12 protein-coding genes and 1 pseudogene are annotated in these 12,103 nt (G+C 58.0%); 9 read left to right on the top strand and 4 right to left on the bottom strand.

Going from position 1 to position 12,103, the window contains the following annotated elements:
• Window positions 1–6: 6 nt before the first annotated feature.
• Window positions 7–897: a LysR family transcriptional regulator gene (locus tag RTP54_RS24205; RefSeq protein ID WP_312366114.1), complete on the bottom strand. Its 891-nt coding sequence runs from the start codon at window positions 895–897 to the stop codon at window positions 7–9.
• A gap of 220 nt (window positions 898–1,117) precedes the next feature.
• Here RTP54_RS24205 and RTP54_RS24200 point away from each other — a divergent pair, with 220 nt between their 5' ends.
• Window positions 1,118–1,348: a transcriptional regulator gene (locus tag RTP54_RS24200; protein ID WP_409517196.1), complete on the top strand. Its 231-nt coding sequence runs from the start codon at window positions 1,118–1,120 to the stop codon at window positions 1,346–1,348.
• A gap of 573 nt (window positions 1,349–1,921) precedes the next feature.
• Here RTP54_RS24200 and RTP54_RS24190 read toward each other — a convergent pair.
• Together RTP54_RS24190 and RTP54_RS24185 are read right to left on the bottom strand one after the other, a co-directional pair.
• Window positions 1,922–2,350, bottom strand: a pseudogene (locus tag RTP54_RS24190) (GMC oxidoreductase); the annotation flags it as partial.
• Between the two features lie 405 nt (window positions 2,351–2,755).
• Window positions 2,756–3,445, bottom strand: coding sequence for an FCD domain-containing protein (locus RTP54_RS24185; protein ID WP_312366113.1), 690 nt, complete (start codon window positions 3,443–3,445; stop codon window positions 2,756–2,758).
• Between the two features lie 186 nt (window positions 3,446–3,631).
• Between RTP54_RS24185 and RTP54_RS24180 the strand changes: the two genes are divergently transcribed.
• The 5 genes from RTP54_RS24180 to hydA all read left to right on the top strand — a co-directional run bounded on the left by RTP54_RS24180 (window position 3,632) and on the right by hydA (window position 8,635).
• Complete coding sequence (locus RTP54_RS24180; protein WP_312366112.1) at window positions 3,632–4,432, top strand: ABC transporter substrate-binding protein; 801 nt, start codon at window positions 3,632–3,634, stop codon at window positions 4,430–4,432.
• Window positions 4,433–4,499: 67 nt separating this feature from the next.
• Window positions 4,500–5,174 carry an amino acid ABC transporter permease gene (locus RTP54_RS24175; RefSeq protein WP_312366111.1) on the top strand — a complete coding sequence of 225 codons (675 nt, stop codon included), beginning with the start codon at window positions 4,500–4,502 and terminating at the stop codon, window positions 5,172–5,174.
• Window positions 5,171–5,908, top strand: coding sequence for an amino acid ABC transporter ATP-binding protein (locus tag RTP54_RS24170; RefSeq protein ID WP_312366110.1), 738 nt, complete (start codon window positions 5,171–5,173; stop codon window positions 5,906–5,908). Before RTP54_RS24175 ends, RTP54_RS24170 begins: the two co-directional genes overlap by 4 nt.
• A gap of 26 nt (window positions 5,909–5,934) precedes the next feature.
• A complete protein-coding gene (locus RTP54_RS24165) occupies window positions 5,935–7,215 on the top strand; it encodes a cysteine desulfurase-like protein (protein ID WP_312366109.1) in 1,281 nt (426 codons plus the stop codon).
• Between the two features lie 19 nt (window positions 7,216–7,234).
• Entirely contained in the window at window positions 7,235–8,635 is a 1,401-nt protein-coding gene (gene hydA, locus RTP54_RS24160) for a dihydropyrimidinase (protein ID WP_312366108.1), read from the top strand.
• A 127-nt stretch (window positions 8,636–8,762) separates the two neighbouring features.
• Here hydA and RTP54_RS24155 read toward each other — a convergent pair whose 3' ends face one another.
• Window positions 8,763–9,575, bottom strand: coding sequence for a GntR family transcriptional regulator (locus RTP54_RS24155; RefSeq protein WP_312366107.1), 813 nt, complete (start codon window positions 9,573–9,575; stop codon window positions 8,763–8,765).
• A gap of 68 nt (window positions 9,576–9,643) precedes the next feature.
• Between RTP54_RS24155 and RTP54_RS24150 the strand changes: the two genes are divergently transcribed.
• From RTP54_RS24150 to RTP54_RS24140, 3 genes are read left to right on the top strand one after another with little or no spacing between them, the layout of a single operon-like run.
• Window positions 9,644–10,303, top strand: coding sequence for an aspartate/glutamate racemase family protein (locus RTP54_RS24150; RefSeq protein ID WP_312366106.1), 660 nt, complete (start codon window positions 9,644–9,646; stop codon window positions 10,301–10,303).
• The gene (locus tag RTP54_RS24145; RefSeq protein WP_312366105.1) at window positions 10,303–11,679 is read left to right on the top strand and encodes an amidohydrolase family protein; all 1,377 of its coding nucleotides are present in this window, start codon (window positions 10,303–10,305) and stop codon (window positions 11,677–11,679) included. The genes RTP54_RS24150 and RTP54_RS24145 overlap by 1 nt, the downstream gene beginning before the upstream one ends.
• Window positions 11,676–12,074: a VOC family protein gene (locus RTP54_RS24140; RefSeq protein ID WP_312366104.1), complete on the top strand. Its 399-nt coding sequence runs from the start codon at window positions 11,676–11,678 to the stop codon at window positions 12,072–12,074. The genes RTP54_RS24145 and RTP54_RS24140 overlap by 4 nt, the downstream gene beginning before the upstream one ends.
• Window positions 12,075–12,103: the final 29 nt, after the last annotated feature.

The following is a 12,103-nucleotide window of genomic DNA, read 5'->3' as shown; positions in this document are numbered from 1 at the left end:
CGTCGCTCACCTTCCCGCCCTCACCAGCGATCGCGCGATATCGATGATGTCGTCGCGCGCGGCCGTCGGATCGTCCTTCGACCAGGCGACGCCGAGCCCGATCCGAAAGTCCACTCCCCTCACCTTGCGAAGCTCGAAATTACGATTGGGCAGATCCAGCGTCCATTCCGGGGCAAAGCCAATGCCAAGACCGGCCGAAACCAGCGACACCAGCGAGAAGGTGTCGTCGCAGGTATAGGCGACGTTCTTCGCCAGATCATGCTCCTCGAATTTCTCCGCGAAATAGCGCTCTGTGTAGGAGAGGTTCTGTCGTGAGAACGAGATGATCTTCTCGCCCTTCAGATCCTCGATGTCTATCTCGCTGCGGGTGAGCAACACACTCTTCTTTTCCAGCGCCAGCAGGTAGCGCTCATGGGCAATGGAAAAGAACCGGAGCGAGCCTATGTTTTCGACCGGGCGGATGAAGCCGAGATTGATCTGGCCGTTTTCCAGCCTGCGGATGATGTCGTTGGTCGAGCCACTGGAAATATGCAGCTCGATTTCGGGATACTTGCGGCCGATGCGGGCGAGGAACGCCGGCAGAACGCCGATGGTTGCCGGATAGACCGTCCCGATCCGGATCTTCCTCACCGCTTTGCCGGCAACCGAGCGCACCATCTCCGCAGACAGGTCGACATCGCCAAGAATCCGGATGCAGCGATCGTAGTAGACCGCCCCTGCCCTCGTCAGCTCTACCCGCCGTGTCGAGCGGATGAACAGCTGCACGCCGAGCTCCTTTTCCAGTGACTGGATCTGACAGCTCAACGCCGGCTGAGCGATACACACCCGAGCCGCCGCCCGACCGAAATGCAGCTCCTCGGCGACCGCCACGAAGTAACTTAGTTGGCGAAGTTCCATGTCACACTCCGCGTTTAATCGGCGGCGTCCACTTGCCGGCGATGTTTCCCAGAGAATTGGTTGAACGATTATCCAAAGCGCGTGCGAGCCCACGCTCGCGCGTACGCTGCAGCCCCGCTATAGTCGGGATAGAATCACCTCGAAGCGCATTGCGCCTCGAAGTTGTAAATACGATCCAATAATCGCCACGTCAAGGCGAAATCGATATGGAGAGGCGATTTTGTTGCCCATTCAATGCAAGATGGCTCGCACAGCCCTCCAAATGGGCGTCAAAGAGCTTGCTGAAACGGCAAATGTCTCAACAAATACCATCGTCCGACTTGAGCGCGGCGAGGAACTGAAGCCCCGCACGGTTGCCAGCATTCGCTCCGCGTTCGAAGCCGCTGGCGTCATCTTCATTGACGGCGAATACAGCGGAGATGGCGGGCCCGGAATTCGATTGGCTCTCTAACCGGCCGGATAGGAGGCGTTCCCGCCCGTCGATACATTGTGCGACTATCTGGGCCTATACAGAGCGCAGCCAGGAACACGCCTCGCGCTGACCTCCTATGAACGGCACGAGAGCTACATGGGATCCAGATCTTCGGCCATCGTGGCGATCACATATGATGTCGACGAGGCTCACGCGACGATCGTTTATGACGGTGGCCATGCCCGGGTGCTCCAATCAATGTCACCACGCGCACCACCGACAATTCTGGGATGGTGCGGTCAAAGATCGCGAGATTTGTATGTCCATTCAGGCGTGATGGATAAATTATGCCGTCAAGTGACCAGAACCGCGCAAGTTTCGCTACGAAAACCTAGATCTGTCGATTTGCATTTAACCGAGTTCATCCTCAATTTATGTGATTCGGTGGTAGCATTCTCGCCCTCATTAGTTGTGGGCCGGCGCGCCCGTAGATTGCTCGCTTCAGCATCTTGAGGCCTGCGCCGAAGAGCCGCAGGATGACCTGCTGCTGGTTTTTCGGCCTAGGATAAACTTTGCGCCGCCGATGCAGCGCAAAGCTCTCCGAATCCAAAATCAGACCGTCTGAGCGTCGGGTGCACTCTGAGCCTTCAGACCATGCGACTTCCCGATCAGATCGGCTGCGCGCTCCCCGATAACGACGCAAGGTGCCATGGTATTGCCGGTGGTGATCTGCGGCATGATTGAGGAGTCTGCAATGCGAGGACCCTCGATCCCGTAGACCTTGAGCTCGCCGTCGACGACCGACATATTGTCACGTCCCATTTTGGCGGTGCAGGATTGATACCAATAGGTTACGGCCGAGCGTCTAATGAAATCCATCATATCTGACCTGCTGCGCGGGCCAGGAGCGGTTTCACCCGTTACCAAAGGTCTGAAGCCGTCGCTTCTTCCGAGTTCGCGACATAATTCCACTGCGGCCAACGCGGATGCCATGTCTTCGGGCTCACTGAGGGAGTTCGGCTCGATCAGGACGGGATCGTTTATATCGGACCAAAGAGGGGGATGCGGACGAAAAATTGGACCCCATCCAGACAGAATTCGCGCGGTGGAGCTGTATATCAAGCTCGGCAATCGACCTATTTTAGCAGCGAGCATGCTTTCGCGCCAAATCTCGCGACTTAGAACGTCGGACAGAAGCTGCGGTGCGGCCATGACGATGGCCATTGACCACAAAATAAGCTTCAATTGGTTCGCCACCAAGACTGCACCTGATGGCAACATATCCGGCAGACTGGCAAAAGAGCTGCCTGACGACTGGCCGCCCTCAACGTTGTTGTGTCGCTACAGCATATCGCGCTAAGCAAGCCTTCCGTGTTCTTGAGTTGCCATCAGGCGGCCTGCACACTTAACACCTGGAGCTTTTGCGTCGCTGAAATTTCGCACCTTCTAAGGCTCCAGCCCCGCGCAACGCGCGGTATTGCGGATGTGCGTTTCCATTGCCAGTCGTGCGGCTACTGAGTCGTTAGCCCGTAGGGCCGCGATGATTCGGCGGTGCTCCGCTATGGATTCATCCATGCGCTCGGGATCGGTGATTGGAATTGGCTGACGCTGGGTCGCGGTCACTTGTTCGCGTACAGTCTGGTAGAGTGCGCGCAGCATTGCATTGCTGCAGGCGGAAGCGATGATCGCGTGGAATTCCAGGTCGGCTTCGACGTTAGCCAAGAGATCCTGCTGTGCCCACGCCTCCTCCATCTGCCGTGTCATTTTCTCCATCTGGTCCAGTTGGTTGGCCATCAGCCGCCCGGCTGCGAGACTGGCCATTTGGCCCTCCAGCATGATTCGGGTCTGGAATACGTCGAAAACCGAATAGCTGTCGGAGTAGCGCCAGGGCCCCATGTGATTGGAGGCGGAGGACGGGCCACCAGAAACGAACGTCCCCCGTCCCGCCTCCGTTTTCAGCAAGCCGAGAGTTTCGAGTGTGAGCAGGGCTTCGCGCAAGGAAGCGCGACTGATTCCGAACTTCAGTGAGAATTCACGCTGCGATGGGATTTTCTCCCCCGGCTTCAGGCTGCCGCTCTGGATCATGTTCTGGATTTCGCGGGCGACGGATTGTGGGACCAGAGTCTTGTTCAGCATTGTGTGTTTTCCATCTGTCCCTGCGATATAGCCCTTCTTATCGCGAAGGAGCTGATCTCGCGCCAAGTCTATTTTATCGACGCCATCTCTTGCAATTGCCAAACAAGCATGCTTGTTTGGTCTTACTGGTCAGACCAGTACGACCAACCGTAATCGTTTCATTCCAAAAAAATCAGGGGGAACGTCATGAAAGCGCTTACACTCATTACCTCCACAGCCATCTCCGCCCTGCTTTCAACTGCAGCATTTGCCTCCTCCGCCATCGCTGCCGACCTCACCGTCGGCGCTAACATCGGCAACGTACCGTGGGAATTCCAGAATGCATCAGGCGAGATCGTCGGTTTCGAAGTTGATCTGATAAACGAGGTCGGCAAGCGACTTGGCAAGTCGGTTGAGTTCGTAAACGTTCCTTTCAACGGCCTGTTCTCAGCCGTCCAATCCGGCCGCATCAATATGGCGGTGTCATCAATCACCATCACTGACAAGCGACTGGAATCTGTGACCTTCGCGCAGCCTTACTACGACAGCGACCAGTCTTTGACGGTCACAGCATCAAGCGGCATCGTTGGCCTTTCGGGAATGGAAGGCAAGGTTGTCGGCGTTGACACCGGTTCGACGGGCGACATGTGGGCGACTAACAATTCCGCCCAATACAAATTGGGCGAGATCCGCAAGTTCGAGGGCCTGTCGCCCGCCATGCTGGACCTCGTTGCCGGCCGCGTCGACGGATACATCAGCGATATCCCGGCACTTCTCTATTACGTAAAGGACAAGCCGGATCTGAAGGTGGTCGAACGCATTCCCACCGGCGAGAAGTATTCGGTCATGTTCAACAAAGGCGACCCGCTGGCCAAGGAGGTCAACGAGGTGATCTCGACGCTGAAGAAAGAAGGTTTCGTCGCCAAACTACACGAAACATGGTTCGGCGCCAAAGCCGAGGAGACTACCTCGACTGTCATGGTCATGGACATGCCGGCCGCAAAGTAAGCCGAACCTCCTCGTGATGGCGGCATCTCAACTCCGCCATCAATTCCACTGCGACAGCCGGTGCCCCATGAACCTCCTCAATACCTTCTTCAATATTCCGATCCTGCTCGACACGTTCCCGCTTCTGTTGTCGGGCCTGCTCGTCACCTTGAAGATTGGCGTTACCAGCATTGTTGCCGGTCTCGTCGGCGGGTTGCTCCTCGCCCTTATCCGGCTTTATGGGCCGGGCCCATCTCCCTTTCTCTCCAGGATCTACATCGACATCTTCCGCTCGATCCCACTTCTGGTGCTCTTGATAATTGTCTACTACGCTCTGCCTTTCGTCGGCATACGCTTCTCACCTTTCGTCTCTGCAGTCGTGGCGCTTACACTCGTCTCATCCGCCTACACCGCGGAAATCTTTCGCGCGGGTATTGAAGCCATACCCAATGGGCAGTTCGAAGCATCACAGGCGCTCGGCCTCTCCAACCGCCACATGATGGTCGATGTGATCCTACCGCAAGCGATCAGGATCGTGATTCCGCCACTGACCAACAACTGCATCAACGTCCTCAAGGATACGGCACTAGCATCCGTCGTCGCCATGCCTGACCTCCTCAAACAGGCCACCCAGGCGCAGGCACTGGCCGCCAACCCGACCCCACTGATTGGCGCAGCGCTGATCTACGTCGCCTTGCTGTGGCCCCTGGTCGCCATCGTCGCGCGGTTGGAAACACGCTTTGGCAAGGACAAACACTCATGACCCCCCTGATCAAAATCACCAACCTGAAAAAAGCATATGGCATCTTCTCGGTTCTTCACGGCATAGATCTCGATATTGCGGAAGGCGAAGTCGTCTGTGTCATTGGCCCGTCCGGGTCTGGCAAATCCACTCTTATTCGCTGCATCAACCGGCTTGAGGGTTTCTCTAACGAGAGCAGTATCGTCGTGGATGGCGTTGTCGTGGGCCCGTGCAAGACGCTAGCAAAGGTGCGCGCTGAAGTCGGCATGGTGTTCCAATCGTTCAACCTGTTTCCGCACCTAACGGTGCTGAGAAACGTCATGCTGGCGCCGATGCGGGTGCGCGGTACGAAGCCGGCGGACGCCGAGCGAAAGGCTAGGCAACTGCTTGCCCGTGTCGGCATTGCGGAACAGGCGGAAAAATATCCGGGTAAGCTATCCGGTGGCCAGCAACAGCGCGTCGCGATCGCACGTGCATTGGCGATGGAGCCCAAGGTCATGCTGTTCGACGAGCCGACCTCGTCACTCGATCCGGAGATGGTCGGTGAGGTGCTGGACGTGATGAAGACGCTTGCCGGTACCGGCGTCACGATGGTCGTCGTCACCCACGAAATGGGCTTTGCCCGTCAGGTGGCCGATCGCGTCATCTTCATGGACGGCGGCCGCATTATCGAGCAGGGCATGCCCTCCGAAATCTTCGACAATCCCAAGGAAGAGCGGACGCGTAGCTTCCTGCGCTCTGTTCTCGACCACTGAAAACAACACTGGGTCTGGAGGACCACATGCCGAACCAAAATTCATTCGCTAAAGGCGAGCTAGACCTCGATTTCGTCCGTAGCCAGTTTCCCGGACTGTCTCATGGTTGGACATTCTTCGACAATGCCGGCGGGTCGCAGATCCTGAAGCAGGCCGTCGAGCGGATCAATACCTTCCTTTATGACAAGAACGTCCAGATCGGCGGAAGTTACGACGTGTCGCAGGCGGCTGCAAAGGCGCTTTACGAGGCGCGCACAGCCGCCATGCATCTGGTCCACGCATCAAGGCCGGAGGAAATTGTTTTCGGCAGTTCAACGACGGCGCTCTTGCAGAATCTCGCCCGCGCGATGACAAGCCAGCTTGTGCCCGGCGACGAGATCGTCATCACAATTGCCGATCATGAATCGAATATCGGTCCGTGGGTCAGACTTCGTGACGCAGGCATAGTCATCAAGACCTGGCCGCTCAACAAGGACACCTTCACGCTCGATCTGATCGATCTTGAGCCGCTGATGTCAGCTCGAACCAAGCTTGTCTGCGTCACCCATGCCTCCAATATTCTCGGCTCGATCAATCCGGTTCGAGAGATCGCGGATTTCGTCCATGCAAGGGGCGCGCGCATCTGTGTCGACGCAGTTGCCTATGCGCCGCATCGCGCGGTCGACGTCCAGGCGTTCAATGTCGATTATTACGTCTTCAGTCTCTACAAGACCTACGGCCCGCATTATGCGCTGATGTACGGCAAGTATGACCACCTTCTGGAACTGGATACGCTCTATCACTACTTCTATGGCAAGGACAAAGTGCCGGGCAAACTGGAACCGGGAAACCCGAACTACGAGCTTGCCTATGCAACATGCGGGATTGTCGACTACTTGATCGAAATAGGTGAAATGGCCGGCGAAACCGGTTCCACCCGCGAAAAAATAGTCGCAGCTTATGGCGCGATAGCGGCGCAGGAAAACGCGCTTGTCGACAAACTGCTGACCTATCTGCGCGGCCGCAACGACTGCCGTATTATCGGTCATAGCGCCAACAGGGACGGCACTCGCATCCCGACGATCAGCTTCGTCTTCGATGGTCGGGATTCGGCGGAAATCTGCAAGGCGATGGACGCTCACCGAATTGCGATTCGGTTCGGCGACTTCCACTCCCGGCGCTTAGCGGAATATCTCGATCTCACTGAAAGCAACGGAGTGGTCCGGGTCTCGATGGTCCACTACAACACCATCGAAGAAGTCGACCAGATGACGAAGGCGCTGGATACTATCCTCGGATCGCCCTCCGGCTCTGCAACCGCCGCCTGAAAAACCGGGAAGAGCCAGCATGTCCTTCGACACGATCATCCGCAACGGGACCGTCATCACCGCCAGCGACACCTTCCGGTGCGATGTCGGTATTCGCAATGGCCTGATCGCCGCAATGGCCGATAACGTTGATGATGCCCTGGAGATCATCGACGCCAGCGGCCTTTATGTAATGCCGGGCGGCATCGACAGTCACGTACACTTGGCCCAACCGTCTGGCGGCGGGATCGTCATGGCCGATGATTTCGCCAGCGGCACGCTGTCCGCAGCCTTTGGTGGCAATACAACGGTGATGCCATTCTGCCTGCAGGAAAAAGGCTCGACACTGCGGGAGGCTCTGAAGGCCTATCATGCCAAGGCGGAAGGTGATTGTTATGTCGATGTCAGCTTCCACATCATTATCTCCGATCCCACAGCACATGTACTCGAGCAGGAGCTGCCTGCTCTTGTGGCGGCTGGATACACGTCGATCAAGGTCTTCATGACCTATGAGAACCTTCGCTTACGTGACGATGAAATCCTGGCAACGCTTGAGAGTGCCAGGACGTCCGGCGCCCTGGTTATGGTTCATTGCGAAAACGAGGACGCGATCCGTTTCCTGATCGACCGTCACGAAGCAAATGGTGAGCTCGCTCCGAAGTTTCATGCGAAAAGCCGCCCGGTTGCCGCCGAGCGGGAAGCCACGCACCGCGCCCTTTCCTTGGCGGAGATTGTAGATACGCCGATCGTCGTCGTCCATGTTTCGAACCGACAGGCTATGGAGGAAATCCAGCGCGCAAGGGCGCGAGGGACCAAGGTAGCCGGCGAAACTTGCCCGCAATACCTGATGCTCACCGCCAGCGATCTCGACGCCACGGAGTTAGAAGGCGCGAAGTTTGTCTGTTCGCCACCGCCGCGCGACGAGGATAGCCAGATCGCATGCTGGGAGGGCCTGCAGAACGGTACGTTCGACCTGTTCTCTTCCGACCATTGCCCCTTTCGTTACGACGATGACGAGGGCAAGCTCAACCATGAAGGCAAGCGGAACTTCCGCTGGATACCGAATGGTATTCCCGGCGTCGAAACACGGCTGCCGATCCTGTTTTCGGAGGGCGTCGGCAAGGGCCGCATAGACATCAACCGTTTCGTCGCCTTGTCCTCCACCAACCATGCCAAGCTTTATGGCCTCTACCCGCGCGAGGATACGATCGCCATCGGGTCCGATGCTGACATCGCGCTCTGGGATCCGATGAAATCCGTGGTCATCAGCAATGATATACTGCATCACGGCGCCGACTACACGCCGTATGAAGGGGTTGAAGTGACAGGCTGGCCGGTTCGGGTGATCGTGCGGGGCAAGACAGTAATCGATGGAGACGCGTTGGTCGCCGACAAGGGCCTAGGTAACTATCTGGCGCGAACCCGTTCGACGTCGGCATAGGTACCGGTTGAAAATCGCCAAGCTTCACTGTGCGGTCGGCGCAACATAATCTACTTCATCTCCGATCGAGTATAGGAACCACCGCTGGCGGCGGCGCTTCGACCTTAGAGCTCTACGCTCCATGGCTTCAGATGCTAAGATTGCTGACGTCACTTGAGATCAGCGCCTTGAGCACGCCCTGTCGGGTGTGCTCACTATGCTCGACCATCGCCGCCCGCGCTTTTTCGCTGTCCCTCAGGCGCAACACCTGAAGAATGTGCCGATGATCATCATTCGTTTCAGGGTTCACGTCCCGGCTGCGAGCCCCCAGGTAGAAAAGCCGCGCGCATTCATCTAGAAGCGCCGATATCATCGCAACCAGCCTTGGATTGGTTGATCCCCGCGCGATGGCCATGTGAAATTGCCCGTTCGTTTTGACGAAAGAATGGATAGTCGGTCCCTCCGACGGCTCGTATCGTGCGTTTGCAAGCATGTCGAGATGATCGAGATCGTCGGCACCGAGATTGAGCGCAGCCATGGCGGCCGCGGTTCCCTCAGCCATTGCCCTGATGGCAAACAGATCGTTGATATCTTTCACAGTGACAGGCGTGACCCGGTAACCGCGGCGGGGAAAGGCTTCGATCAACCCCTCCGCCACCATCCTGCCCAGCGCTTCCCGCACCGGCGTCTTGCTCATCGCCAGTCGCTCCGCCAACTCGAGCTCCGAAAACTCTGCTCCCGGCCGAAGTACACCCATGAGGATCTGTTCGCGCACGGATGCGTAGGCAGTCTCCGTCAGAGACTGCTTGCGGGGTTTGCCTGTCGCACCGTCCGCATTCGCCAATGTTACCTCCACATTCGTTTCCCATGCGGTTATGCGGCGACGCGTTCCTGCGGCGCCCGCTGATTTTCTGTTTTGGGCGATGTTCGACGAACAATCAATCGCATCAGGCTTTGACATGGAATATTTCGTAGTATATTACGTGAAATATCAAAGGGGGCCGGATTTTTTGGGCCGCAGGAGGCCGCGTGGGTGACATTCTCGTAATCAATCCGAACAGCTCAAAAGCGGTCACACGCTCCATGGAGGCCTGCCTGGAGCCCTTGATCGACCAGCGGCACGCTATTCGCTGCATCGAGCTTTCAAAGTCTCCGCCAGGAATCGAAACCGACGCGCATGTTGCCGAGGTCATTCCGCATCTCGTTGAAGCCGTGCGCGATGCGACGGCTGATGCGATCGTCGTAAGCTGTTTCTCCGATCCGGGCATAGATGTGGTGCGTGCTGCAGGGCGTGTGCCCGTAACCGGTATAGCGGAGGCCGCTTACCTCGCTGCGCTCGGTCTTGGCGCGCGTTTCGGGATCGTTTCGCTCGGCCCGTCCTCGATCTTGAGGCATCGACGTTATCTTGAAAAACTCAAACTCGATGCGCGCCTTGCCGGTGACCGCTCCATCGACATGACGATCGTTGAGCTCGTCGCAACCGATGTCGTTGAGCGTGTATCCGCGATTGCCGGACAATTGCGCGACGCGGATGGCGCCGACGTCATCATTCTCGGTTGTGCCGGTCTCGGCTCCTACCGCGAGGCATTACAGGACAGCCTCGGCCTGCCCGTGATCGATCCCGTCCAGGCTGGCGTCGCGCTCGCGTGCACGCATGCAGATCTTCATTATGTCCGGAGGGCACGATAATGCTGGACCTTATCGTGCGTGGCCGTGTCGTTACGCCCAAAGGCATCCTTGAGAACGGGTGGGTTAGCGTAAGCGGCGGCCGCATTGATGCTGTCGGCGCTGGTAAGGCGCCGGACGCTGCCCGAACACATGATGCTGGTCAAAGCTACGTGATGCCCGGGGTGGTCGATGGGCAAACGCATGCAGGCAGTTATCTGGGCCTACCGGGCATCGAGGCGACGACCCGCTCTGCAATTGCCGGTGGCGTCACGACGATCGTCGACATGCCATACGACAATCCAGAGCCGTTGAGCACGCCTGCGCATCTGGCGGCCAAGATGGCGGCGATCGGTCGGTACGCGCATACAGATGTCGCTCTTTACGCCACCGTCATGCCAAGCCAGCCCATCGACGACATCAAGGCGCTTGCGGAAAGTGGCGTCGTCGCCTTCAAGATATCCGCATTCGAAAGCAGCCCAACCCGGTTCCCGCGCATCGACGCCGCGCTCACGCTCGACCTGCTCGACGCACTTGCCAATACGGACTTGCCGGTTGGCCTTCACAACGAAGACCAGGAGATCGTGCGATCGCGCATCGGGCGTGCGCGTGGTGCTGGTCAAGACGGTATCGGGGTTCACTCCCAGAGCCGGCCGCCCGCTGCAGAACTCGCATCGACGGCACATTTCCTTGAGCTTGCGGCAACAGTGGGCGCCCATGCCCATATCGTTCATATCAGTCTGCCACGTGGGTTCCGACTGGTGGAAAATTATCGCCATGACGGTTACCGGGCCACTGGCGAAACCTGCGTGCATTATTTCTGGTTTGACCCGGACCGCGACGGCGCAGAACTCGGCGCGCGCATGAAGGTCAATCCACCAATCCGGCCGGGAATGATTGATGCGCTATGGAGCGAGGTCCTGTCTGGCCGTGTCGCCTTTGTCAGCTCCGACCACTCAAGCTGGCCTATCGACAACAAATTCGCCGACAGCATCTTTGATGCCGGAGCGGGCGTGCCCGGGATGGAAACGCTCCTGCCAGCCTTCTACACGATTGCCAAGGCGAAGGGTGCAGACCCGATCCGGTTGACCGTCGAGCAGCTCTGCGAACGGCCTGCCCGGTTCTTCGGACTTTCGCCGCGCAAGGGCGCGATCGTTGCGGGTGCCGATGCAGACCTTACCATCTTCGAGGAGGCCGAAGTCGTCTGGGATTCGGCAAATGCCGAAGACGGGCTGCGTTGGAGCCCTTACGACGGCCGTCGATTCGCCGGCCGGGTCGCCGGAACCTTTCTTGCCGGACGCCTTGCTTACGATGGCACGCGCGTCCTCAATCGGCCGGGCGACGGCCGCTATGCCGCTCGTGGTCCCACCAGCTGGTTCTCGGGAGAATTGAACCAATGAGCAATGAACATACGACCCGCCCCGATGGCGGACAGGTCGAGAAGGCGATTACCTTTCTTTACTACAAGGACCTGCCGAAGGCATTTGCCTTTTATACCGAGGTCATGGGCTTCCCGCTGGAGATCGACCAAGGCTGGTCGAAGATCTTGAGGATCGCCGGAAACGCGTATGTCGGGCTCGTGGACGAAACGCGCGGCATGCATCGGGCCCATCCGGTCAAGCCGGTGCAGCTGTGCATCCGCGTCCCTGCTGTTGACAAGTGGCACGCCTATCTTGCCGGCCACCAAGCTTCCGGCTTGACGGAGCCACGCGACAGCGCGTCGCTCGGCATTCGCGCCTTCGTCCTTGACGATCCGGAGGGCTATCAGATCGAGGTCCAATCCGCACTTTCATAGATCGCTCCGCACGCTTCTCATCACCAAAC

This window comes from Ensifer sp., from assembly GCF_031989085.1.
Classification (GTDB): domain Bacteria; phylum Pseudomonadota; class Alphaproteobacteria; order Rhizobiales; family Rhizobiaceae; genus Ensifer.
Note: the sequence above shows the minus strand (reverse complement) of the source record. Positions and strands in the feature narration are given on the sequence as shown.